Genomic DNA, 23,539 nt, shown 5'->3' on the forward strand with positions numbered 1-23,539 from the left:
AGCCATGAAACTCACCTTTGATTAACTAAGCCAATAGTTTAAGCGCTTTTAGTTGTGTTCGTCCAACCTTGATGACGTAACAAAGCATCAATTTTTGGTTCACGTCCACGGAATTTGAGAAATGCGTCAAGTGCTGTATCTTTTCCGCCAACTGCTAGGATAGCCTGACGAAATTCTTTTCCTGTTTCGGTATTAAAAATCCCTTCTTTTTCGAAGCGATCGAATGCATCACTGGCTAAAACTTCAGCCCATTTGTATGAATAATATCCAGCTGCATACCCGCCAGCAAAAATATGGCTAAAGCTATTTTGGAAGCGGTTATAAGGCACAGTCGGTAATACCGAGAACTTTTGGCGAATGTCGTTTAAAGTGGATTGAACTTGTTCTGCATTGAGGGCAGGGGATGCTTTATGAATGCTCAAATCGAAAAGTGCAAATTCAATCTGACGTAAAGTTTGCATACCGGATTGGAAGAATCGAGCATTGATTAAGGATTGCAATAGGTCTTGTGGCAATGATTCCTTGGTTTCGATATGTTCACTGATGAGAGCAAGACTTTCATTATCCCATGTCCAGAATTCCATAAATTGGCTTGGTAATTCAACCGCATCCCAAGCAACGCCGTGTGTACCAGCCACTGAAATATTATCTACTTCAGTCAGCATATGATGTAAGCCATGTCCAAACTCATGGAACAAAGTCACGACTTCATCATGTGTGAGTAGCGCAGGTTGATCACCAACAGGTGGAGTGAAGTTCCCAACCATATAGCAAATTGGTTTTTGCAAACCCTCATCTGTTTGCATACGTGAGCGGAAACCACTCATCCACGCGCCACCGCGCTTACCACTTCGTGCATAGAGGTCGAAGTAGAAACCGCCAATGACGTTGCCTTGATCTTCAAGCTCATAATAATGCGCATCTTTATGCCAAAGTGGGGCTTCGCGCTCAACCACTTGAATACCGTAAAGACGATTGACAATGCTAAATAAGCCTTGAATGACCTTCGGTGTTGGGAAGTAGGGTTTTAAAGCTTCTTGAGATAAGTTGAATTGCTGTACTTTTAATTTTTCAGAATAATAAGTAGAGTCCCAAGGTTGAATCTCAGTAACACCATTTTCAGATGCAATCTTTTTTAGTTCTTCGATTTCTTGTAGTGCGGGTTGACGTGCATGTTCTGCTAACTCTACTAGAAACTGATCAACTCCATCTACACTTGGTGCCATTTTGCTGGCTAGAGAGTATTCAGCATAGTTTTCAAAGCCAAGCAGTTTCGACATTTCTTGACGAAGACTCAGAATTTCTTCCATCACAGGCGTATTGTCAAACTCTGTTTGGCTAGATTGGTCCGAAGCACGTGTAGTGTAAGCTTTATAAAGCTCCTCACGTAATTCACGATCATCTGCATAGGTCATGATAGCAAGGTAAGAAGGTATATCCAATGTCGCAACGGCTTGGTCAAGTTCACGCTGTTGTCCATATTGCTTAAGCAATTCGATGCTAGATTCAGGTAGACCTTTTAATTGTTCTTCGCTAAGCGGTTTAAAGTAAGCTTGCGTTGCATCCAATACATGATTTGAAAAGTCTGAAGACAATTGAGACAGTCGTGCTGAAATTTCGGCATAGCGTGTTTTAGCTTTACCCTGTAATGCAACACCTGAGAGTTTAAAGTCGCGTAAAGCCAGTTTGACCGCACTCTGTTGTGCAGGCGGGAAGCTTTCAAATAGCGATGAATCATGTACATGCTGATACGTTTGATAAAGCGCAGTGTGTTGACCGAGTTGCGTATAGTATTCGCTTAGACTTGGCAGTAAGGATTGATACACTTGACGTGTTTCAGCATTGTTCATCAAGGCATTTAAATGTGACAGCACGCCCCATGATTCACTCATTTGATTTTCAAGCGTATCGATCTTTTCTAGCACTTGAAGTTGTTGTTGAATAGTGTCAGGAGCAGTTTGTAATTCTTGAATAAATTTTTGTCCATTGGCAATTGATTGCTCAATATTGCTTTTGAGTTGATCCAAAGTGATTTGATCGAATTGGGGAACAGGCAAAGTTGCCTTTTGTAATGTCATTTATAAATGCCAAATTATTAAGTAGGTTATTTATAGATGTAGGGCTTCTAGAGTGGGAAATCAAGTAAATTAGTACTAAAACGTACTTTAAAATTTAATATCAGAAGTTCAAAAGTCTATTTTGCTTTTAGTTTTGGTCTGATTTTTTAGTTCTAGCATCAAAAAAGAGCGCCGTAGCGCTCTTTCTGTTGAAACTTAAGACTCGATTTTCGCCTTAGCATTGGCTTTTTTCTTTTTTGCCTTTGCTTTTTTCTTGGCTTTATCTTTGGCTTTTTGCTCCGCAGATTTAGGTGTCGATTTCTTCGCTGGTTTTTTCACATCTTCAGAAGCTTTCACTCGAGGCTTCTTCTTGCGTACCGGTTTTTCACCACTCTCAATTACTAAAGCAAGATCGGCAGGTTCTTTAAACATACGATCGAATACTTCTTCTTTGGTGGTTGGTTTAGCCACGCGGGGCGCACGACTGCGAATCGCACGACCAGCATGACTCAACTGCTGAACCAATTCAAAGTCAATTTTACGTTCTTCGAGGTTGACCCCAGCGACTTTAATACGAACTTCATCGCCTAAGCTAAAGCTTTGACCACGATTTTGACCGATAAGACTTTGACTGGCTTGATCAAATACAAAGAAGTCATCGCCCAATTGGCTCACATGCACCATACCATCGACATATAAGTCTTTGAGGGTCACAAATAAACCAAATTCGGCTGTTGCACTAATATTGCCGACAAACTCTTCGCCAATATGCTGTTGCATATAATGACATTTCAACCAAGTCGTAACAGAACGAGATGCTTCATCGGCACGACGTTCAGTTGCAGAGAAATGTGAACCCGCTTCTTCCAAAGCACCACCAGAAAGAGGCGATGGTTTGTTGGTTAGATGTGCTTTCAGAGCACGGTGAAGGAGCAGGTCAGGATAACGACGAATGGGTGAAGTGAAATGCGTATATGCTTCATATGCCAAGCCGAAGTGACCTGCATTATTTGGACCATAGTAGGCTTGCATCATTGAACGTAACAACACGGCATGAATACTTGGCGCATCAATACGGTCTTTGGTTGCTTCGATCACCGCTTGGTAATCTTTCTGTGTCGGTTGTACAGGGAAGCTTAAGCCGAGTAACTTGACATAGTCACGAACTTTTTGAATACGTGAGAATTCTGGTGGCTCATGCACACGGTACAGCATCGGAATTTCATTTTTCAATGCATATTCAGCAGCTGCAACGTTGGCCAATAACATACATTCTTCAATGAGTTTGTGAGCCTCATTACGTGAACGAGGGAGAATTTCTTTAATTCCTCCGAGTTCATCAAAAGTCATGTAGGTTTCAACAGTCTCAAACTCCATCGCATGGCGTTCAGCACGTAAGCCTTTGAGCACTTGATACAATTGGAAGAGTGTATTGAGTGATTTACGCACATCACGATTCTCAGTGATTGCATTACTATCACCATCAAAGTATTCCGCCACTTGATCGTAAGTTAAACGTGCTTTTGAATGCATTACAGATGGATAGAATTCAAATTTAGTCACTTTACCAGCACGACTTAAATTCAAATCACAGACCATACATAGACGATCTACATTTGGATTGAGTGAACACAATCCATTTGAAAGTGCTTCAGGTAGCATTGGAAGAACGAAATGTGGGAAGTATACTGATGTACCACGTTCCTGCGCTTCCTCATCCAAAGGCTTATTGGTCCGAACGTAATGACTGACATCAGCAATGGCCACCACGACACGGTAACCACCACCTGGACGCTTTTCTGCATAGACAGCATCATCAAAGTCACGTGCATCTTCGCCGTCAATCGTGACCAATGCTAAATCACGCAGATCAATACGACCTTTCATGTCTTGAGCATTCGGTTCTTTGAAGCTTTCAGCATCTTTAACGACTTCTTCTGGAAACTCAAATGGCAAACCAAATTCTAAAATCGTTTGTGGAATAATGATTTCAGTATCTGCCTTATCTGCCATAGATTGCACAATATGCGCATTGGCAAATTCCTCACGTGTCGGGTAGGTATCAATTTCGACACGAACTGAATCACCGACTTTTACTTTGGCATGTTCAACCAGTTCTTTTTCTAAAGTAATCGGTTGATGTGCATTCGGGGCTGCAGGTTGAATAAAGTATTCACCTTCAAATTCAGCCAATTTACCAATAATTTGTTTAACACGACGTTGAGTCACTTCAGTAATGTAACCCCAAGCTTTACCTTTACGGTCAACTGAGGTTTGTTGCACTTTAATACGATCACCATGAAAGACTTGGCGAAGTTCGCGCTCTGGCAACACCATTTCTTCTTTTTTGCCACCATCTAGGCTCGCCGAGCCAAAGCCTTTGGTATTGATATAGACCGTAGCATCAAAAACAGGTTGATTTGTCATGAGTTGGAATTTGAATCCATCTTTCATGAGCTGACCATCGCGTACCATTGCACTTAAGCGATGACTCAAAGCATCAATACTTTTTTGATCGGCAATTTGGAAATGTTCCACAAGTTCAGAGTGTGAAAGGGGATGTTGACTATTTTCAATCGTTTCTAAGATTAAGATACGGCTTGGAATAGGATTGTCGTAACGTTGAGCTTCCGCTTTAGCTTCAGGATCGACCCAATTTTTCATATGTCTTTGGCTTCATGTCAGAAGATAGGTTTAGCATAAGTCATGCTGACGCAGACTGCACGTAAATGATTGCATTAATGACGTGTATTTCTGCACATTGTGAGTTCATGCTAATGGGTTTATGGTCTTTTTTGAATCAATAAAGTTTAAGAAATCGTAAAAAAAGCTGAAAATTGTATAAAAAATATATGATTGATCAAAAATCTAAGATTTTTTTGATTTGTGACTTGAAGAGTAGGGGCGAAGTTTGTATTATGGCGACTCGTTACGGTGAGGTGGCCGAGTGGCTGAAGGTACTCCCCTGCTAAGGGAGCGTGGGCTTTAACTCCCACCGAGGGTTCGAATCCCTCTCTCACCGCCAACGAAAAACTTGAAATGCGCTCATAGCTCAGCTGGATAGAGCACTTGGCTACGAACTAAGGGGTCGGGAGTTCGAATCTCTCTGAGCGCACCAATCAAGTTTAAATCGTTGTAACGAAGTCGAAAGACACTCAAGTACGCGCTCATAGCTCAGCTGGATAGAGCACTTGGCTACGAACTAAGGGGTCGGGAGTTCGAATCTCTCTGAGCGCACCAACTTGAACATCGAAGGATGTAAATCTGACAAGAAACCGCTTAAATGCGGTTTTTTTGTGGCTGAAATTTAGATAATCCTAATGATGGCAAAACTTAGATGAAACAGCCAAATTCCGAAAATAATTACTATTAATTTAACTTTAAAATGTTTTGGGAATAATTTGTATATTGAAATCAAATAACTAAAGGCAAAGCATATGAAAAGTCCAATTAAGATTAAAATCAATAAGTGAGCATATTGATGGTTGAGATTGACATGATGATAGGGTGGTTGATTTCGATGCTCATAATAATGAGTAATACCATCTTTTGAATTGTAATAAATGCCTTTTAAATAAATTTGGTACTTACTGTGATTTAAAAATCCTTTGTAATAGAGGATTTTGGTGATTGAAGGTGCTTGTTCATCTTTTAATTGTTGGCAAAGTGGTTTGATTTTCGAAGTTTTGCATTCGATATATTTATACTGATCTTGTGAAATTGGGAGCTTAATAATATATGCAAGCCTACCTAAATAACTTAAATACCTGAGATCATCTGAAATCGTTACTGAAAATTCGTCCCATTTATTATTTTGAATCAGTTGAATAGTCTCTGATTTCTGTGTCAACGCTTGTGTATAGATAATATAAGTAATAAACCCAATGATCAAAAACATCATAATAAGTCCGAAATGCTCGGATATGCTTTCTCGTTGCTCATTATGTATTTTATATTGCATTTAATGAAGTAACCTTTTTTTAAATTGATATAAATTGATGTTTTTTTTAATAGATTAAAACTATAAGTGATTAATTACTAGGCGCTTGATTGGTTTTTTCAAAATTAGCACTTAACAAAAAATCATATTCATATATAATGAGCCCCATCAAGACGTCGCGCTCATAGCTCAGCTGGATAGAGCACTTGGCTACGAACTAAGGGGTCGGGAGTTCGAATCTCTCTGAGCGCACCAACTTGATCATCGACAGATGTAAAAATCACAATAAACTGCACTTGTTGCGGTTTTTTTTGTGTCTGATTTTTAAGATATTTTAATTATAAGTCATCACTTAGTATTTTTAACCTTGAGCAAAAAAACATGATTTGCACCTACTGTTGGAAGTAGATCATGATAGGGAAGGCTACGAACGGCACGCAGGAGAAATGGAGCTTGATCATCAATTTTAACTGCGGATGTTAATCGAAATAATGTACCTTGAGGAACATTTTTTAACTCCATTTGACCCTTCACATATCTTAAATCACCGCCATTGGCATGAAATTGATTTGAAGATGAGTTTGGGTATTTAAAATTCAATTTAAAATCAAATGGAATGGTAATCACACCTAGTCCGACACTGACTTTGATATCTGCATTTTGGGATGTACTAGATTCATCTGTAATGTTTATTTTTTTAATCTGTCTTGGAAAAATGGCTTGATAAGCATTGGGTTTCAGCCATTTTTGTAATTGTTCTCTATTTAAAGGATTATATTGATAGCTGGTCACAAAGCGAAGATTTTCACGACCATGTTGATAAGGCACAGTACTCAAGCCATGAATAAAACTAACGGGTTGCTGTGAATGACGACTCACCTGTACCAACTTATCTACTTGAGACGGACTCAACTGCGTTTGAGGAAATTCACCAGGGTTCAGCGTTGTTGTTTTCAGATGAATAAATTTTTTACGTAATGATTCTAAAATAAAGGCATTGGTTCCACCTGGAATGCCCAGTTTTGCTTCAGGCACAGCTTTCAATATTTGGCTGAATAAAAATCCTCTAGGTTGATTAAGATCGCTCCACTGGGTCAATGTGACTAAGGTTTTGTTGTCTCCTAAACTAAACCATTCAAATTTCCCAATGCCATAAGGTACGGGTGCATCAATCACGATACTGGATAAGCTGTTATTGCTAAGTTGGTGTTGAAAAATGATATCTTCATTGAAATTCAATACTGGGATGGGTGTCGGGATTGAAACTTTATATTTCATCTGGCTAATATTGCCTGATTTTTCGACCAGTTTTGCAGATTTCAACGTTGGGAAGAGTCCAACATACTGATCATATTGACTCAATGTTTTGGCAACGGTTGCACTACTGATAGGAAGTACAATAGCAGATGAAGTAAATGTTGCTGAAGGATTGGGATTCTTAGAAGCAGTTGGTACAGAAGTCTTTACAGCAGGATGTGCGTAAATGATTATTTTATCCTGAGCAAAACCTGCCAAAAGTTGAGCATTGTTTTGAAAGGGCTGTAAGCTACTTGGAATATTGTCTTTCCATGCAATAATTTTGGCTTGCGCTTGCGCAGTGAAGCCAAGAATGATCAAAGCACAATGAATCACGGCTTTATTCATGTTTTATACATCATTTTTTCCATTCTATTTTTTCGTATTTTTATATTTTTTAGATTTTAAACATTGTATTCGGCTATACAAGAGCAAGCGTGTATAAGCACAGTGAAGAAATGCCATCGTGAGATGCTAAAAATAAGTCGAATTGGTGTAATATCGTCGTAACTTGTATCCAATCGAACGAAGCATGTATGTCTGACAACAAGCCTACTTTATCTGTCCGCTATTTTTTGAATATTGATGAATCTCAAGATGGTTTTGGTTTAGCGACTTTCGGCAAAAAACAATTCACCCGTTTTTTGACGCCATTGGTGAGTTTGGCGATTCTCATTTGGGGGTTCTACCTGGGATTGGACGGGGTGGGGCGCTACTATGTTGCACTCGGTGCTTTCTTTATTATTTTACAAGTGGTGATGCGTTATTGGTTTTTACCGATGATGTTTAAACGTCAGTTTGAAAAATATCAATTTGGCAAACATGAGCAAGGCATTGATCTCTTTCAAAACTCTGCTGAATTATTTTCAAGCGGTCGTCCTAAACAGGCATTCAGTTATACGGATGTAAACAAGTTCGCTACAGGTAAATTGACGTATATGATTGAGTTGAAAAATAGTACGGTGGTGATTATTCCAAAACGTGCTTTTGAAAATGAAACAGATCGTACTTTGTTTGAAAATACTTTTAAAAAATAAAAGCTTTATAAAAAAGTCTTAGTTTCAAAAAAAGCCATTGGATAATCAGTCTGATGGCTTTTTTATTGGTTTTTCACTTGGTCTTTAGCCGTTAAATTCTTCTTTCGTATTCAATTCGTCTGAATGTTTTACTTGGAACAGGGTACTTACAAAAACCTAAAAAAAGCATAAGCTATAAACGAGAATATTCATTGAATAAAAAGGGAATCCCATGCATTCAAAACCATCAAAAATTATCTGTGTCGGTCGCAATTATGTCGATCATGCCAAAGAATTAGGTAATGCCATCCCTGATCGTGCTGTTTTATTTATCAAACCACCGAGTAGTTTGATTGCTTTGAACGAAGGAATTGCATGGAATGCTGATTGGGGGAATTGCCATTATGAGTGTGAACTCAGCCTGCGTATAGATCGTCAGCTTAAAGCTGAACATGATCCACAAAAAGCTTTACAGGCCATTGGTGCAGTGACTTTAGGCTTAGACTTAACGCTACGTGAACTGCAAGATGATTTGAAAAAGAAGGGTCAACCTTGGGAGCGCTCGAAAGCCTTTGATGGCTCATGTGTGTTGGGAGATTGGGTGGATGTATCAGAAATTCAGGATTGGTCATCAGTTCAATACACTTTAGAAGTCAATGATCAGCTTCGACAGTCAGGGGATTCTTCACTGATGATCTTTGACATTGCAAGTTTGTTGGTAGATATCAGTCAATTTTTTACATTAGAAGAAGGTGATGTGATCATGACAGGTACGCCAGCTGGGGTTGCAGCACTCAATACAGGTGATCAATTAAAAATGACTTTAAAAGGACAGCGCCAAGATTTTGTATGGAAAACCTTTGTGAAGTGATTGAGACTTAAAATGTTAATTTCATGATTGAGTGAAAGCAATCAGGAATAGTTTTTCAAATCTATACGGCACAAAAAGACCTCAATTGAGGTCTTTTTGTTTAGAACTATTTAAGGGGGGCAGATCTTCTATTTCTCATCCAAAATAGTCGACAAGGGTATCGAAAGCTTCGCAGCAAGATATTCGTCAGATTCGATCAATGCAGGACCAATTCGCTTCATCCATACATCATCTTCATGCACATGCTCTACATCTTCACGACGTGGAAGTGTATAAGGCAGTGATTTATAGAAAGACCAAAAATCCAAATGATCTAAATTACGCACGAGGACATAATCATCCTTGTCTGTTCGTTTAATCACATTTTGCTTTTCAAGCAGTTTGACATACGTTGGCCAACGACCAATTTCACCACGACCTAGGATATTTAACGCTTCTTGATCGGTCACTGATTGTCCCATTTTTTGTTTTTTATAAAACAATTCAAGCATGTCTAAGAGCATCAATATTGGATGGCGAGTTTCAGTTTTACCTGTGTGGAATGCAGTGAGGGCATAACTGATTTCGACACCAAGTAAGACGACATTCCACGATAAATAAATCCACAGTAGAAAAATCGGCACTGCGGCAAAAGCACCATAGACCAACTGATAACTGGTGAAATTCGCCATCACAAAACCGAATAAATTTTTGAGTAATTCAAAGGTGATCGCGCTAAATACCGCTGCAATCATGGCAGCACGAACAGGCACAGAACGATTTGGAATGGTCCAATACAAGGTAAAGAATCCAACGATCGTTAAACCTATCGAGATGAGCCAAAGTAATGCCGCACCATCGACTTCGTAGCCCGCAAAATTATTGCTCAATACATTCATAGAAGCCAATGTAGATGAAATGACAAAGGCACTGCCCAATAAAATTGGACCTAAAGAAATGATCGTCCAATAGCGCATAAAACCAACAAGACCATTTCGAGTTTCTTTCACTCGCCAAATCCGGTTAAAAGCCGTTTCAATACTGGTCAGCATCATCACAGTGGTGATAAAGAGGAACAGCACTCCGATAATGGTTAAATTGCTGGAATTTTCTGTAAAAGAGTTGAGTGCTTTGTCAAAGGCAATACTGGTTTTAGGTAGAAAATTGCTATAGATCAACTGTTGGAGTTGTTGTCTCGCAGGCTCTAAAGCCTTGATAGACGAAATGATCACCAAAAAAACCGTCAACATCGGCACGACGGCAAATAGAGTGGTATAGGTCAAAGAACCCGCTTGTTCACGACAGTTATTACTTTCAAAACGTCGTAAAACGAATAAGGTAAACTGAAACCACGTTTTATCGTAGAAAGGCAGTTTTTTCAATAAATCCGTCATAAACCATCATTCTCTATTATTTTTCGTTAAATTTATGAAGCTTTCACCCCATAGCTTACCCAAAAAAACGGAAAAATACCGTATAGTTTTCTTTTTTAATCTCAAAGATCCGCCTATGCAAACATATGTACTTGTTCTTTATTACAGCAAACATGGTTCAACCAAAGAAATGGCACATTTGATTGCTGATGGAATCGAGGCATCGGGGGTTACGGCGAGAATTAGGACAGTTCCCAATATTTCAACCGTTGTGAATGTAGCAGCGCCGAGTATTCCTGAAGATGGAGATATTTACTGCACACTCGAAGACCTACAGCATTGTTCAGGTTTAGCCTTAGGTTCACCTACACGTTTTGGCAACATGGCCAGTGAGATGAAATATTTCTTGGATCAAACCACCAGTCTTTGGTTGAACGGCGCTTTGCATGGTAAGCCGGCATGTGTATTTAGTTCTTCAGGGTCTATGCATGGTGGACAAGAAAGTACTTTGCTCACCATGCTGCCACCGTTATTCCATCACGGGATGATGATCATGGGACTAACCAACGCCAACTCCTCCTTATCGAATACGAAGACGGGTGGTACACCATATGGCGCAACGCATGTCAGTGGTCCACGTCATGATCAAAGTATAAGTATGGATGAAAAATTACTGTGTATAGAACAAGGGAAGCGATTAGGTGAAGTGGTTAAAAAGCTACAAGTAAATTAATTGGTGAATATGTCGAATTTGATGCATTAAAAAATGGGCAAGAGCGCCCATTTTTTATTTGTACATTGAACGCTTATTTTTCTGCTGTATCTTTTGACTTAGCTTGATCTTCAAAACGGTACTTACATTTTTGACACTGGAAATCTAAGAATACGTTTTTATCCACAATTTCACCGGCTTTTTTACCGAAACGATGACCGAGGAAGCCACCGGTAATCCCGACACTGATTGCACCAACAAAAGTTCCAACTGTGCCACCAACAATCACTCCTAATGGACCTGCAACAGTTCCAATGGCAGCACCAATAGATGCACCTGAAGCAGCACCACCAACTGTACCTGCAGTTGTTCCTGCGGCAGACAATAATACGCCACCCGTTTTTTGTAAAAATTGTTCGTGATCACGTTTAATCACTTCAGTAGATCCACATTTGGGGCAGCTTATTTCGTGTTCCATCATCATTGTCTCAATTGATCCGTTTAAAGCATGAATTTATTTACAGCATTTTATGCTAAAGCCAAACTTAGTTATGTTGTTTTGTCATGTCAATGAAACAATGACGAATTGCAAAATTATTAAAAGTCTAAAATAAAAAAAGAGCGCACTAGGCGCTCAATTTTGCTCTTATCTACTGATTAATCACGAACAAATTCAACAGTACCATTTGCAAGTGATTGAACACGAGCCAATGATTCAACGCGATAACCTTTTTCAAGCAATAAATCACGCCCAGTTTGGAATGATTTTTCAATCACAATGCCGATACCCACTACAGATGCATCTGCTTGATGGATGAGGTCAGCAAGACCTAATGCAGCTTGACCATTCGCCAAGAAGTCATCAATCACTAAAACTTTATCTGCAGATGAGATGTGCTTTTTAGAAATAGCAATCGTGCTTTCAATTTGTTTGGTAAAAGAGAACACTTTAGAACGATAAAGATCATCTTTAAGCGTTAAAGATTGATATTTACGTGCAAATATAACAGGGACACCGAGTTCTAGACCTGCCATCACTGCAGGCGCAATACCTGAAGCTTCGATTGTAATGATCTTGGTAATGCCTGCATCTTTAAATAGGCGAGCAAATTCTTGACCAATTTTTTGCATCATTACAGGGTCAATTTGATGGTTTAGGAAAGAATCAACTTTCAAAACTTGATCAGATAGAACGATACCTTCACTCAAGATTTTCTGTTCTAGTGCGTGCACGGGAGAATCCTCTAAGGCAAGATGCTTAAAAAAGCAAAGGCGTATTTTAAAAAGCATCTTGAAAAAAGCAAGTAAAATCGATTAAAAAAGATTAATTACTTGGTCCTTTATACCCAGTGAGTAACAGCCCGTAAGATGTTTTCTTGTCTTGATGGGTGACTTTTACTGGAAGATAGTCGAGTTTAGGCGCTAACCAAAAGATCGTATCACGACCGGGTTTGTCATGTTTCATGACGACCTTAACTGTATCAAAAGTTCCATAATTGGTTTTTACTGTTTCATTGCCTGCTTTGACAAATTTGCGCGCTTCGACTTCTTTTGCATCCGCAAGATAATAATTTGACTTTAAACCACCGCCCTTTAAATCTTCACGAAGTTGTAGTTCTGCATTTAACTCATCCAAGACACCGGCTTTCCATGCAAATGAACGGTTTTCTTTATCTTTGGTGGTGTTAATGGTTTTGGCACTAGGATTGAACTTAATGCTCATCGTATTGTTATGAACCAGGATCTTACTGGTACGGCTAAAATTCCCTGAGGTAATTTGACCATTATTGAGGCTAAAACGACTGGTTTCTGTCGCTGAAGCAATCGCACCTGCTTTGGCTGCAAACACATAAGTCCAATTATTACCTGATTTACTTAAAGTTCGAGTCGCAGAGCCTAAGTTCTTACCATTGTAGGCAAATTGATAGCTTGCTTGGAAAGGACTCATCGCAAGCGCTTGACTCGAATAGCCTGCGAATAAAATTGCGGTACTCACGCCTGTGATTACACTTAATTTCTTGATTGCGATTAAAGCCATAAAAATTTCCTTTACATATCATGCGACAAGACTCAGATAGGGTAAGTATGCGACTCAAAAAAGAAGAAAAAATCAAGATTAAGGTTAAATATGTGAATTTGTGTAAATGCCTACATCAGCATATGACGAAATCGTCTAGCCGAATCAATCGGTTTAAATTCACTTCATCTTAATGGATTTACTTTTGGACGATAGGGGTGACTTGATCATCAAGTTCTTTTTCAACGACTGGCGCATCATCACGAGCGCTATTCATCTTGCTAAACAATGCCATTAAATTCACATTCCCAATCACGACCAATTCAGTTTCACGTAACTCAGCATGATTGACATGGACTTTATTTAGCGCATCCATGATGGATTTATTCTTGCCTAACCAGCGGTTCAAATCCAAATGTAGAAGGTCATCTTTCACTTTGATGACTTCAAATTTTTCTAAAATGATACCTAATGGATCTTTACGCAATATCTTTTGATAGAAAAATAATGCCGATTTAAAACCAATTTTCATTAAGAAGTTTGGAAATTTTGCTTCAATAATTTCAGTTTCACTGATTTGTTCAAAGACGATGAGCTGCATGTCTTTATTCAGTTCCATTTGAACCAATTTCAAATCAACTGACAAAATAGTATGTAAGCCTTTGACGTTAATCGTTGCATAAAGACGTAACCAATCTTCATGTAAGTCAGCATGTAAATCTTCTAAAATTTGTACATTATCAGTCACGAACTTTTTAAAAGTCGCATTCAAAAAAACCTGAGAAATAGGGAATTCTCTTTCTTCTTCGATAAAACCTTCCGCTTTGTGATAGACCTTACGGAATTGTTTGGCAATATTTGAAAATAACGTTGGCATATTTAGCAATCCATAACATCTTGATTTTGTTCGACCGTAATTTTGTCAGTTAAATTAAAAAATACGAGCATAAACATTGCAGTTTAGCAAAATTCAATGCACCATTTTCATAGTTTAAACATTATGATTCTGATTGTATTAGGTGCGTCACACTATACTGAATAAATGTAAGAATAAACTGAATTTTGTGTAATTGAAAATTTTGCTTGGGGTGTTTTGTCGGTTTAATGTCATGTTAAAAAATATAATTGCATATCCGAAACAACGAAACTTATGGTGGCGAGATCAGCTGTTTATTGGAGCTGTGGTTTCTGCGACCGTTTTACATTTGGCTTTTTTATCTCTGCAATTTGCGATGCCTTCAGAAAGCGATATTGCAAGTAAAGAAATTGCGCTGGCAATTCGACCAAGCGAGACGGAAATCAAGCAGGCTGACTTTCTTGCTCAAGCAGATCAGCAGGGCAGTGGAACTTTTCGTGAAGCACATCGAATGGCTTCAGATATGCCAGCTCAAACCGAAGACCTCACTGCAGGTGAGCAACAGTTGCAAGCACTGGAGCAAGTACAGCAAAAGCGTGAGTTAAAGTTTGAAGAAAAAGTACTGATGACGGTGCTGAGTTGGCAGAAACAAGCAGAACTCAGTGAACGTAAAAAGGCAATGGAAGAGCTCAATAGCCAATTCCAAGCCAAAGCTGCCATGGTTGCAAGCTTAGAAGCGCAGTATCTCAAGAAGCAGCAGAACTTCAGCCGTCAACAAAAAATTAAAACAGTCGATGGTGTGCAAGCAAAACAAGATGCTTCAGCAGCATACTTAGATAAATTTCGAGAGAAAGTTGAAGTCTATGGAAATCGCTACTATCCAGACCTGGCGAAACAACAACGCTTATCAGGTGAAGTTCGTTTAATGGTAATCCTGAATGCATCTGGCGGGATTAGAGCCATTCGTTTACTTGAAAGTTCAGGTTATGATATTTTAGATGAAGCTGCAAAAAGTTCAGTCCGTCGAGGTGCGCCGTTTGGGGCATTTGATGCAAAAATGAAAGATATTTCAGAGCTTCGTATTGTTCGGACTTGGCGTTTTGATCCTGCGGAATCTGAGTTTGATGTGAATTAAACGACTAGACTTAGAAAATATGAATATAAATATAATACAAAATAGACATTTAAAATTATGGAATCCTAATGCTGTTGGATGTTGGGCATTATTGTTTACGCCTATATTTGGGAGTTATTTGTTATATAAAAATGCTAAACAATTAAATGATTTGGAATCTCAGTCAAAGGCAAGAAATTGGATAATTGCTGGTTTTTTAATTTGGATGCTTTCGATTTTCTGTATGATCCAATTTCCAAACAATACAGGGTTAACCAATGGGTTTTCATTTTGGTATCTAATTTTGTGGTACTTTTTTTTGGTACGTAAGGAAGTTGAAAAATTAGAAAATCAATGTGGTGGACATTATCTGCGTTTTAGTCAAAAAGAGTGGTTTATTGCTATTTTGATTGGTGTTGTTTTTAGAGCTATATTGATTGGATTATCCAGCGTGATTATACTGTTGTTTACTTCCTGATGAATAAGAGCGTGTAATTTCACAAATCTCAACACTGAAACTTTCATACCACTTTTCTTTTCCAGTATTTTGAGCAATCTGGTGTTCAGCATCTAAGTGCCAAGCATGAATATCCTCAAGGGAATTCCAATAAGACAAAGCAATCTCAAAGTTATTTTCGGAGATTGATTCAAATTTTTGACAATTAAATTGGCTTAAAGCCTTATTTCTTAAACTCTGAGCCATTTGAAAATAATTCGAATCTACGGCTTTTATTTTGGCTTTAAAAATCACAATGTATCGTACAGAATTAGCCATTATTTATTCTCATCTTTAGATCGATCCGTTAATAATTTGAGATGTGGGAAAGGAACATCAATTTCAGCATCTCGCAGTGCTTCTTTCACGTGTTCGAGAAGTTTCTCTTGAATACGTGGCAAACGTTCCATTTGATAAGGTTCAAGCCAATATCGCACAATGAGAACAATTCCAGACTCTGCAAACTGACTGACATCCACACTCGGCGCAGGTATTTTTAAATACTCATCCTCTAAATCCAAACGCGCTAAAATCGCTTGGCGTGCTTTCTCTACATCTTCTTGTAATGAAATACGGCAATAGCTCTCAAATCGCATCCGTTCGTGGGCGGTTAAATTGGTGACTTCAGCATTAGCAACCGTTGAGTTGGGAATAATGATAAGGAGGTTATCTCGATTTCGAATATGCGTGGTTCGCAGTAAAATTTGCGTGATTTTCCCTTCAAACTTATTGATGCGTACCCAATCACCAATGTGAAAAGGGCGTTCGATCAGAATCGTAATCCCCGCAATAAAATTAGACAGCGTGGACTGTGCAGCGAAACTGACAGCAATCCCGACAATCCCTAGACCTGCCATGATCGAAATAATATTAAAACCAAACTGCGCCATGATTGCTGCGATACCAAAGATCACCAGTAATACCGATATGATGTTTCGAAGTAGCTGCTTCAGTGAGTCATCGATATAAAAACGATCCAAAAAGCGCATGGTCAGCTTGGTAAATAGCATCCAAATGACATAGAAAATCAACGAAACAATTGCAGCTCTGGATAGCGCTTGTAGATATTTTTCTGACAAGCCAAATTGAGAAAGAACAGTAATACTCGATGCCAATAACCAAAAGAAATGAATTGAGTTATTGATCACATTGGTAATGATCGGATTCACACTAAAGCGTTTTGAGATAGATTGAATCAATCTACGTAGTCCACGACTGAGCAGCCAAAATAAAGCAATGAGGACAATACTGATGACCAATTTACTAAGAAGCTTGGCTGCTAAAACATCCCAATTCAAATCATGATTTTCAGGCGCACCGATGCTCAGAAAGATACTGCGTCTTAGGGCTTCTAAAAACTCGGTTAATAGGCGATCAAACATCATGTCTTTATTATTGGCTATATCTACTGTGAATTAAAGTATAGGTAAATCTACTAGAGCTGGATAGTTGAGTTTTGAACGTGTTCAGTTTTTTAAATGGATAAATTTGTCAGTGTCTGAAGATGATTCTGAATGTTGTAGGCAATATCAATTTACAACAATGAAATTTTAGAATATGGATGATGAAAAAATTTATTGAGTGTTTTTTAATTTCTTGAGTATTCTTAAAAAATAATCAGGAAATCCCCATTGGATTTCCTGACGAATCAGATTCTAACCTTCTTGAATGGTGTATGGATTGTCAAAACCGAGCTTGGCTAAAATCTCAATTTCTAAAGCTTCCATCTCTTCAGCATCTTCATCCGAGGTTTCATGATCGTATCCCATTAAATGCAACGTGCCATGTACCAGCATATGGGTGAAGTGAGTCAGAGGAACTTTGCCTTGTTCTTCAGCTTCTTGTAATACGACAGGAATACAAATCACCAGATCACCGAGTGGAAAAGAGTCTAAAACTGCCGCCATTTCATCGGGAAGTTCACTGGGGAAAGACAACACATTGGTAGGCTTGTCTTTGCCACGATATTCCAAATTGAGTTTATGACTTGCTTCATTATCCACACAGGCAATCCCCACTTCACAATTACTTTGTGTGTCGATGTGGCGTAAAGTGGTTTCAATAATTTTTTTAACATAAGCGCGTTTGAGCACCAATTCAGATGCTTCAAACGATTGCTGTAACGATAGGCTAAGTTTCAAGACTTGTCCTTAAACATTTTCCTGAGGAAGGGTTGGTGTCTCTTGCTGATGCTGAGCATCGGCAGCAGAGTCATTTTCGGAGATTAAAGCGGCTTGCAATGCCTTGCGTTCAGCGCGAGCTGAAGCGGTTAAGCGATTTTGTTCACTGTCCCAGCCTTCATAGGCTTCAACAATTTTTTGTACCAACTGATGACGAACCACATCACGGGAATGAAAACGCGTAATGTGAATTTCTTTTACATTTTCCAGTACACGCAAACAATGCGCTAAACCAGACTGTTGACCACGGGGTAAATCGACTTGAGTCACATCACCTGTGATGACTGCACGGGAACCAAAACCTAAACGGGTGAGGAACATTTTCATTTGTTCAGGCGTGGTGTTTTGTGCTTCATCCAGAATGACGAACGAATGATTGAGTGTACGACCACGCATATAGGCGAGTGGTGCAACTTCAATAATCTGACGTTCAATCAGTTTTGCGACTTTTTCGAAGCCGAGCATTTCATACAAAGCATCGTACAAAGGACGTAAATAAGGATCAATTTTTTGACTTAAATCACCCGGTAAAAAACCCAGTTTTTCACCGGCTTCAACAGCAGGTCGAACCAAAAGGATACGTTGAATTTCATTGCGTTCAAGCATATCTACAGCGGCGGCTACCGCAAGATAGGTCTTACCTGTACCTGCGGGACCAATACCAAACGAAATATCACTTTGCAAAATACGCTGGACGTAACGTTTTTGATTGGCACCACGCGGGTTAATTCGACCTTTGCGAGTCTGAAGCCAAACTTCATCCAAGCCACTGTGTTCGTTGTCAGAAAAATCTTCCTGAAGCTCACGATCAGTCTGGCTACCTTGAATCATCAGATGAATCACATCTGCACTGATTTGAGATGAAGTTTCTGCTTCTTCATGCAGTCGCTGCAACAAAATCTCAGCTCTCTCAACTTCATCAATGCCACCGTCGATATAGAAACTATCTCCACGTTGGGCAATTTTGACATCTAAACGTTGTTCGATTTGCTTCAAATGTCCGTTATAAGCACCGAGCATGCTTTTTAAACGCTCCATTGAAACTCCGGGAAAAGCCACTGTACGTCGAATCGCTGCAGTCAAGAGATATCCTTTTGTGTCAGGTAAACCGATACCCTTACATTACGCCACGTCGGGTTCAAGATTCAAGAGTTCACCGTAAACTAAATTCAAGGTTTTAATTTCAGTAATCTCAATCTCTGCAAAGCGTCCCACCCATGATGCATCACCGATAAATGTGACATAACGTGTATTGTCCGCCGTACCGACCAATAAGTTTGGATCTTTGTCAGAAATTTTTTCAATCAAGACACGTTGAATTGTACCGAGCATTGCATCTGTTTTATCAATACTAGAACGTTTGATCCATTTTTGGACTCTAGCCAAACGCTCCTTTTTCACTTCTTCAGGTGTTGTGTCTTCTAACTCAGAAGCAGGCGTACCTGGACGTTTAGAGTAGATAAAACTATAAGAATGATCGAAATCTAAATCTTGAATAAACTGGAATGTTTCTTCAAAGTTCTCATCGGTCTCACCTGGGAAACCAATAATAAAGTCTGAAGACAAATGCATATCTGGACGTGCTTTACGCAGTTTGGCAATTTTGTCAATATATACATCAATCGTATGATTACGTTTCATGCCTTTCAGGACATCATTTGAGCCACTCTGAACTGGCAAATGTAAATGTGAAACCATTTGTGGTAAATCACGATAGCATTGGATCAAATCATCGTTAAATTCGAGCGGATGTGAAGTGGTATAGCGTAAGCGACCAATGCCTGGAATTTCTGCAACCATGCGAAGTAAATCGGCAAAGGTGCAAATTTCACCTTCAAAGGTTTCACCACGGTAGCCATTCACGTTTTGACCGAGTAATGAAATTTCACGAACGCCTTTTTCGGCGAGTCCTGCAATCTCAGCCAACACATCGTCTAAAGGACGAGAAACTTCTTCGCCGCGTGTGTAGGGCACAACACAGAATGAACAATATTTTGAACAGCCTTCCATAATCGAAACAAAGGCTTTAAAGCCTTCAACGCGCGGTTCAGGCAAAAAATCAAATTTTTCGATATCAGGGAATGAAATATCCACCAATTTGATTTTTTCTTTTTTCGGTTTTTCAATCTGATCGCTATGTTGATCTAGCATCTGTGGCAAGCGATGCAAGGTCTGTGGACCAAAAACCATATCGACATAAGGTGCGCGTTTTTGAATGTTGTCACCTTCTTGAGAGGCTACACACCCACCGACCCCAATCACAAGATCAGGATTTTTTTCTTTCAATTTGCGCCAACGACCCAGTTCAGAGAATACTTTTTCTTGTGCTTTTTCACGAATTGAACAGGTATTCATGAGCAAGATGTCAGCTTCTTTTGGGTCAGTGGTTAGCACATAACCATGCGAATCGCCTAACAAATCTGCCATACGGTGACTGTCATACTCATTCATCTGACACCCTTGCGTTTCAATATACAGTTTTTTAACTGAACCATCGATGGCTGGGGTGTGCTGTGGCTGGGTAACAGTGTTTTCTGAGGCAGCTTGGGCACTATTGGGGATGAAGGTTTGAACCGTCATGAAGGCGTATTTCCTATATTAGGGATAGTTAATTCTACATCATGTCAAATCTAGGAACTCAGGATTCGACAAAAGCGGGATTCAACAAAAGCGCAGTATTTTACAGTATTTATCAGTAGGTGCATGAAAAAATAATTGTTTCTTCATGCAAACTACTTATTATGTAAAAAATGGTTTAAATTAATATAGCTGAATCAGCAGTTTACATAACACAACAGTACAATGCTTCAAGAGTTATTAAACTACTCCAAAAGATCGTAATGCGTTTGAAATAAGTGAAAATCCAAGCCAAAACCTGATCATCAAAGAAAGATCCGAATTGAGAGTGAAAGCGTGTCAAAAAAAATATTAAAGTATAAGCATTTAAATTCTTATTTGATGGGCTTGTTGGCTTTATCAAGCGTGACGGCTCTACAAGCTGCTGAAGAGCAATTTAATGATGCACTGCGTTTGGCAAATTCAGGAAATATTTCTGCACTCGAACAATATCGTAGTTCAATGCAAAATGATGCCTTGGGATATTACCCAGAATATTGGCAACTCAATGCAAATTTAGCATTTCAAAATCCCAATAGTATTTCGAGCTTCGCTCAACGCTATCCGCAATCTGCAATGGCGGAAAAGCTATCCGCTGATTATGTGGAAGAAAAAGTAAAACAAGCGGATTTTAATAGTGCCCAACCCATTCTCCAATACATTTCCAATGCCGATCAAGCAGAGAACTGTGCCATTGCTCAAGTCAGAGCGAAGACAGGGGATTCACTCGTTTTTGCTGAATATAAAGATGTATGGCTAAAAACTGAATCCCAGCCTGAGTCATGTCAAGGCTTGGGGCGTATGATGCTGTCTAGTCCATTATTGACCAATGTTGATCGTCAGCAACGTCTGTATGCGCTACTTCGTGCAGGGCAATCAGGTCAGGCAATTGCGACTGCGCAAACGCTTGGCGTATCGTTATCGCTCGGACAGTTGAATCAAATTCAAGCTGACCCTTTAAATTACTTGTGGGCAGCACCGAAAAATAACGCCACTGATCATGCCTATCTAGTCTTTGCCTTGGGTCGTGTAGCAAATAATGACTTAACTTCAGCGATTCAAACTTTACCGAAAGCCTTACAAGGCGTTCCAGCAGATGTGCAAAAGTATTTAAATCGTACAGTGGCTTATATCGGTGGAACAACGGTGATGAAGAATAACTTCAATCGTGAAGTACTGAATCTATTTGATTCGAGCTATGGTGTGCCATTTACACCAGAAGAGGCCGAAATTTATGCACGCCAAGCTGTACGCTTTGGAAGTTGGGAAAGTGTGATTCGTGCCATAGATAGTATGAGTGTGAGTCAACAGCAAGAGGATCGTTGGCAATATTGGCTTGCTCGTGCTTCAGAGAAAAAAGCTGACAATGCTTCTAAGCAAACAGCCAAACAAATTTATCAACGTTTAGCAGCGGCGGGTGATGAATATCATCATTTATTGGCCAAGGATCATTTGGGTATTCGTTATAACGAAGCACAAGACCGTTCACAACCCTCTGCAAATGATATGCAGCGTTTGAATCAAGATATTCATTTCCGCCGAGCTTTTGCATTAAAAAATATTAATGCCAATGATACTTATACCAACCGAGAGTGGAATTGGGCTGTTCGTCAGGCGTATTTAAAACAAGATGATGGTTTGATTTTAGCTGCAGCAAAACGAGCCACTGAAATGGGGTGGCATGATCGAGCGATTTATGCCGCAGAGCGTACGACGAATAAGCACAATTATTCGTATCGTTATCCAACACCCCATCAAAGTACTGTGGTGAGTCATAGCCGAAATGCGGGTATTGATCCATCATGGGCCTATGGTTTGATGCGTCAAGAGAGTCGCTTTGTCACCAATGCTCGATCCCATGTTGGAGCAGGTGGCTTGATGCAGATCATGCCCGATACTGCACGCTTAGTCGCTCGTAAAATGGGTGAGACCTATAACCCTGCTGCACTCTCAGATATGAATACCAATATTCGTTACGGAACATACTACCTTTCAATGATTCAGAGTCAATTGAGTGATAGTCCTGTATTGGCAACAGCAGGGTATAATGCAGGACCCAATCGAGCACGCCGTTGGCAACCTGAATTTCAATCCATTGCAGCAGATCAATATACAGAATCCATTCCATTAAATGAAACACGAGACTATGTCAAAAAAGTGATGGCTAATGCTGCACATTATGGTGTTTTACTGGGGCAAGGACCGCAAGCCATTGAAAGTCGTATGCCCCCGATTCCTGTTCGTAGTTCACAATAGTTGGTGATGATTTGTTTAGAGTGGTTTCAATCGTTATTGATATAGCGATCAAATAAAGTCCGATCAACGTTGCTTAGGCATGTTTCAATTTATGAAAAGATTCAGCTTCCGAACCAGTCGCAAATTGATTCAATCACTGATTTTAGTCGGTGTCGGAAGCTCTGTAACTTCATTTCAGGCATTAGCATCTTCCAAAGGTCTGCAAGGCTATGTCATGCATATCCAAATGACACCTGCGATTTGTTCGATTGATAAAACTAAAGTTAAGCAACGTAAATGCTTGGAAGGCTATTCACTCACAATTACAGGGTTATTACCTGAAACTCCACAGCGTAATTGTACGACTTCTTCTTCTGCAAAATTGTCACCTATACAAACTAAGGTTGTGGCACGTGTCATGCCAGATGAAAACGCACGAATGAACTTGTGGCGTAGTATCGGAGGGTGTGTACCCATGAATGCGAGTCAATATTTTAGAGACATTATTAATAAAGCACAGAATCTTAAAATTCCAGATGATCTTACTGGCGTGGATAATAAAACCGTTCAGCAAAGCACCTTGAAAAGTCAGTTTTATCGACTCAATCCTAAACTACAAAAAGACAGTATTCAGTTCAGTTGTGCTACTAATTCCAAAAGACAGGTAGTTTTGACGAATATTCAAGTGTGTTACAAAGTGAATGGTCAGTATAAGCAATGTAGCAATAGCCAAACTTTAGATTGTCCAAAAACGTTCATGATTCAGGGATCTTACTGATCT

21 protein-coding genes and 4 tRNA genes are annotated in these 23,539 nt (G+C 39.4%); 11 read left to right on the forward strand and 14 right to left on the reverse strand.

Features of this window, described 5'->3' with window-relative positions:
* Nucleotides 1-38: 38 nt before the first annotated feature.
* Together AC5YD2_RS02420 and rnr are read right to left on the reverse strand one after the other, a co-directional pair.
* Entirely contained in the window at nt 39-2,078 is a 2,040-nt protein-coding gene (locus AC5YD2_RS02420) for a M3 family metallopeptidase (protein ID WP_496124776.1), read from the reverse strand.
* A gap of 195 nt (nt 2,079-2,273) precedes the next feature.
* Nucleotides 2,274-4,721: a ribonuclease R gene (rnr, locus tag AC5YD2_RS02425; protein WP_496124777.1), complete on the reverse strand. Its 2,448-nt coding sequence runs from the start codon at nt 4,719-4,721 to the stop codon at nt 2,274-2,276.
* 269 nt (nt 4,722-4,990) lie between these two features.
* Here rnr and AC5YD2_RS02430 point away from each other — a divergent pair.
* The 3 genes from AC5YD2_RS02430 to AC5YD2_RS02440 all read left to right on the forward strand — a co-directional run bounded on the left by AC5YD2_RS02430 (nt 4,991) and on the right by AC5YD2_RS02440 (nt 5,297).
* Nucleotides 4,991-5,082, forward strand: a tRNA-Ser gene (locus tag AC5YD2_RS02430).
* A 16-nt stretch (nt 5,083-5,098) separates the two neighbouring features.
* A tRNA-Arg gene (locus AC5YD2_RS02435) sits at nt 5,099-5,175 on the forward strand.
* 45 nt (nt 5,176-5,220) lie between these two features.
* A tRNA-Arg gene (locus tag AC5YD2_RS02440) sits at nt 5,221-5,297 on the forward strand.
* A gap of 67 nt (nt 5,298-5,364) precedes the next feature.
* Here the strand turns inward: AC5YD2_RS02440 and AC5YD2_RS02445 are convergent.
* Complete coding sequence (locus AC5YD2_RS02445) at nt 5,365-6,018, reverse strand: hypothetical protein (RefSeq protein WP_496124778.1); 654 nt, start codon at nt 6,016-6,018, stop codon at nt 5,365-5,367.
* A gap of 157 nt (nt 6,019-6,175) precedes the next feature.
* Here AC5YD2_RS02445 and AC5YD2_RS02450 point away from each other — a divergent pair.
* A tRNA-Arg gene (locus AC5YD2_RS02450) sits at nt 6,176-6,252 on the forward strand.
* A gap of 93 nt (nt 6,253-6,345) precedes the next feature.
* On the opposite strand, the gene AC5YD2_RS02455 is transcribed toward AC5YD2_RS02450, so the two are convergent.
* The gene (locus AC5YD2_RS02455; protein WP_496124779.1) at nt 6,346-7,641 is read right to left on the reverse strand and encodes an SRPBCC family protein; all 1,296 of its coding nucleotides are present in this window, start codon (nt 7,639-7,641) and stop codon (nt 6,346-6,348) included.
* A gap of 188 nt (nt 7,642-7,829) precedes the next feature.
* Here AC5YD2_RS02455 and AC5YD2_RS02460 point away from each other — a divergent pair, with 188 nt between their 5' ends.
* Nucleotides 7,830-8,330, forward strand: a complete 501-nt coding sequence (locus AC5YD2_RS02460; RefSeq protein WP_496124780.1) for a YcxB family protein — start codon at nt 7,830-7,832, stop codon at nt 8,328-8,330.
* Between the two features lie 211 nt (nt 8,331-8,541).
* Complete coding sequence (locus AC5YD2_RS02465; RefSeq protein WP_496124781.1) at nt 8,542-9,180, forward strand: fumarylacetoacetate hydrolase family protein; 639 nt, start codon at nt 8,542-8,544, stop codon at nt 9,178-9,180.
* Between the two features lie 128 nt (nt 9,181-9,308).
* Here AC5YD2_RS02465 and AC5YD2_RS02470 read toward each other — a convergent pair whose 3' ends face one another.
* Nucleotides 9,309-10,553 (reverse strand): YihY family inner membrane protein, encoded by a 1,245-nt coding sequence (locus tag AC5YD2_RS02470; protein ID WP_496124782.1) that lies wholly within the window; start codon nt 10,551-10,553, stop codon nt 9,309-9,311.
* Nucleotides 10,554-10,668: 115 nt separating this feature from the next.
* Here AC5YD2_RS02470 and wrbA point away from each other — a divergent pair, with 115 nt between their 5' ends.
* Nucleotides 10,669-11,265 (forward strand): NAD(P)H:quinone oxidoreductase, encoded by a 597-nt coding sequence (wrbA, locus tag AC5YD2_RS02475; protein ID WP_496124783.1) that lies wholly within the window; start codon nt 10,669-10,671, stop codon nt 11,263-11,265.
* Nucleotides 11,266-11,338: 73 nt separating this feature from the next.
* On the opposite strand, the gene AC5YD2_RS02480 is transcribed toward wrbA, so the two are convergent.
* The 4 genes from AC5YD2_RS02480 to AC5YD2_RS02495 all read right to left on the reverse strand — a co-directional run bounded on the left by AC5YD2_RS02480 (nt 11,339) and on the right by AC5YD2_RS02495 (nt 14,138).
* Nucleotides 11,339-11,722, reverse strand: coding sequence for a hypothetical protein (locus AC5YD2_RS02480; RefSeq protein WP_496124784.1), 384 nt, complete (start codon nt 11,720-11,722; stop codon nt 11,339-11,341).
* Nucleotides 11,723-11,901: 179 nt separating this feature from the next.
* Entirely contained in the window at nt 11,902-12,477 is a 576-nt protein-coding gene (locus AC5YD2_RS02485; protein ID WP_496124785.1) for a xanthine phosphoribosyltransferase, read from the reverse strand.
* 91 nt (nt 12,478-12,568) lie between these two features.
* Entirely contained in the window at nt 12,569-13,282 is a 714-nt protein-coding gene (locus AC5YD2_RS02490; protein WP_496124786.1) for a DUF3108 domain-containing protein, read from the reverse strand.
* A gap of 178 nt (nt 13,283-13,460) precedes the next feature.
* A complete protein-coding gene (locus tag AC5YD2_RS02495; RefSeq protein WP_496124787.1) occupies nt 13,461-14,138 on the reverse strand; it encodes a hypothetical protein in 678 nt (225 codons plus the stop codon).
* Nucleotides 14,139-14,370: 232 nt separating this feature from the next.
* Here AC5YD2_RS02495 and AC5YD2_RS02500 point away from each other — a divergent pair, with 232 nt between their 5' ends.
* Nucleotides 14,371-15,252 (forward strand): energy transducer TonB, encoded by an 882-nt coding sequence (locus tag AC5YD2_RS02500; RefSeq protein ID WP_496124788.1) that lies wholly within the window; start codon nt 14,371-14,373, stop codon nt 15,250-15,252.
* A 19-nt stretch (nt 15,253-15,271) separates the two neighbouring features.
* On the forward strand, nt 15,272-15,709 hold the full coding sequence (locus tag AC5YD2_RS02505; RefSeq protein WP_496124789.1) for a hypothetical protein: 438 nt from the start codon (nt 15,272-15,274) through the stop codon (nt 15,707-15,709).
* Here AC5YD2_RS02505 and AC5YD2_RS02510 read toward each other — a convergent pair.
* The 5 genes from AC5YD2_RS02510 to miaB form a co-directional block, all read right to left on the reverse strand.
* Nucleotides 15,674-16,006, reverse strand: a complete 333-nt coding sequence (locus tag AC5YD2_RS02510; protein ID WP_496124790.1) for an antibiotic biosynthesis monooxygenase family protein — start codon at nt 16,004-16,006, stop codon at nt 15,674-15,676. The two genes, AC5YD2_RS02505 and AC5YD2_RS02510, sit on opposite strands and share 36 nt — an antisense overlap.
* Entirely contained in the window at nt 16,006-17,112 is a 1,107-nt protein-coding gene (locus AC5YD2_RS02515; RefSeq protein ID WP_496124791.1) for a mechanosensitive ion channel family protein, read from the reverse strand. Before AC5YD2_RS02515 ends, AC5YD2_RS02510 begins: the two co-directional genes overlap by 1 nt.
* Before the next feature lie 270 nt (nt 17,113-17,382).
* Nucleotides 17,383-17,868, reverse strand: a complete 486-nt coding sequence (gene ybeY / locus AC5YD2_RS02520) for an rRNA maturation RNase YbeY (RefSeq protein ID WP_496124792.1) — start codon at nt 17,866-17,868, stop codon at nt 17,383-17,385.
* A 9-nt stretch (nt 17,869-17,877) separates the two neighbouring features.
* Complete coding sequence (locus AC5YD2_RS02525) at nt 17,878-18,990, reverse strand: PhoH family protein (RefSeq protein ID WP_496124793.1); 1,113 nt, start codon at nt 18,988-18,990, stop codon at nt 17,878-17,880.
* Between the two features lie 39 nt (nt 18,991-19,029).
* Nucleotides 19,030-20,487, reverse strand: coding sequence for a tRNA (N6-isopentenyl adenosine(37)-C2)-methylthiotransferase MiaB (gene miaB, locus AC5YD2_RS02530; protein ID WP_496124794.1), 1,458 nt, complete (start codon nt 20,485-20,487; stop codon nt 19,030-19,032).
* Nucleotides 20,488-20,865: 378 nt separating this feature from the next.
* On the opposite strand from miaB, the gene AC5YD2_RS02535 reads away from it, so the two are divergent.
* Both AC5YD2_RS02535 and AC5YD2_RS02540 read left to right on the forward strand, forming a co-directional pair.
* Entirely contained in the window at nt 20,866-22,779 is a 1,914-nt protein-coding gene (locus tag AC5YD2_RS02535) for a lytic transglycosylase domain-containing protein (protein ID WP_496124813.1), read from the forward strand.
* A gap of 91 nt (nt 22,780-22,870) precedes the next feature.
* A complete protein-coding gene (locus AC5YD2_RS02540) occupies nt 22,871-23,536 on the forward strand; it encodes a ribonuclease T2 family protein (protein WP_496124795.1) in 666 nt (221 codons plus the stop codon).
* Nucleotides 23,537-23,539: the final 3 nt, after the last annotated feature.

This window comes from Acinetobacter sp. CY73 (genome assembly GCF_059515865.1).

What these genes read in the sequence shown, in the direction of transcription:
- AC5YD2_RS02540 (WP_496124795.1), top strand. Translation starts at nt 22,871, where the DNA reads ATGAAAAGATTCAGCTTCCGAACCAGTCGCAAATTGATTCAATCACTG.
- AC5YD2_RS02505 (WP_496124789.1), top strand. Translation starts at nt 15,272, where the DNA reads ATGAATATAAATATAATACAAAATAGACATTTAAAATTATGGAATCCT.
- AC5YD2_RS02465 (WP_496124781.1), top strand. Translation starts at nt 8,542, where the DNA reads ATGCATTCAAAACCATCAAAAATTATCTGTGTCGGTCGCAATTATGTC.
- AC5YD2_RS02515 (WP_496124791.1), bottom strand. Translation starts at nt 17,112, where the DNA reads ATGATGTTTGATCGCCTATTAACCGAGTTTTTAGAAGCCCTAAGACGC.
- AC5YD2_RS02490 (WP_496124786.1), bottom strand. Translation starts at nt 13,282, where the DNA reads ATGGCTTTAATCGCAATCAAGAAATTAAGTGTAATCACAGGCGTGAGT.
- AC5YD2_RS02500 (WP_496124788.1), top strand. Translation starts at nt 14,371, where the DNA reads ATGTTAAAAAATATAATTGCATATCCGAAACAACGAAACTTATGGTGG.
- AC5YD2_RS02455 (WP_496124779.1), bottom strand. Translation starts at nt 7,641, where the DNA reads ATGAATAAAGCCGTGATTCATTGTGCTTTGATCATTCTTGGCTTCACT.
- wrbA (WP_496124783.1), top strand. Translation starts at nt 10,669, where the DNA reads ATGCAAACATATGTACTTGTTCTTTATTACAGCAAACATGGTTCAACC.
- AC5YD2_RS02510 (WP_496124790.1), bottom strand. Translation starts at nt 16,006, where the DNA reads ATGGCTAATTCTGTACGATACATTGTGATTTTTAAAGCCAAAATAAAA.
- AC5YD2_RS02495 (WP_496124787.1), bottom strand. Translation starts at nt 14,138, where the DNA reads ATGCCAACGTTATTTTCAAATATTGCCAAACAATTCCGTAAGGTCTAT.
- AC5YD2_RS02420 (WP_496124776.1), bottom strand. Translation starts at nt 2,078, where the DNA reads ATGACATTACAAAAGGCAACTTTGCCTGTTCCCCAATTCGATCAAATC.
- AC5YD2_RS02460 (WP_496124780.1), top strand. Translation starts at nt 7,830, where the DNA reads ATGTCTGACAACAAGCCTACTTTATCTGTCCGCTATTTTTTGAATATT.
- AC5YD2_RS02480 (WP_496124784.1), bottom strand. Translation starts at nt 11,722, where the DNA reads ATGGAACACGAAATAAGCTGCCCCAAATGTGGATCTACTGAAGTGATT.
- AC5YD2_RS02535 (WP_496124813.1), top strand. Translation starts at nt 20,866, where the DNA reads ATGGGCTTGTTGGCTTTATCAAGCGTGACGGCTCTACAAGCTGCTGAA.
- AC5YD2_RS02470 (WP_496124782.1), bottom strand. Translation starts at nt 10,553, where the DNA reads ATGACGGATTTATTGAAAAAACTGCCTTTCTACGATAAAACGTGGTTT.
- AC5YD2_RS02445 (WP_496124778.1), bottom strand. Translation starts at nt 6,018, where the DNA reads ATGCAATATAAAATACATAATGAGCAACGAGAAAGCATATCCGAGCAT.
- rnr (WP_496124777.1), bottom strand. Translation starts at nt 4,721, where the DNA reads ATGAAAAATTGGGTCGATCCTGAAGCTAAAGCGGAAGCTCAACGTTAC.
- miaB (WP_496124794.1), bottom strand. Translation starts at nt 20,487, where the DNA reads ATGACGGTTCAAACCTTCATCCCCAATAGTGCCCAAGCTGCCTCAGAA.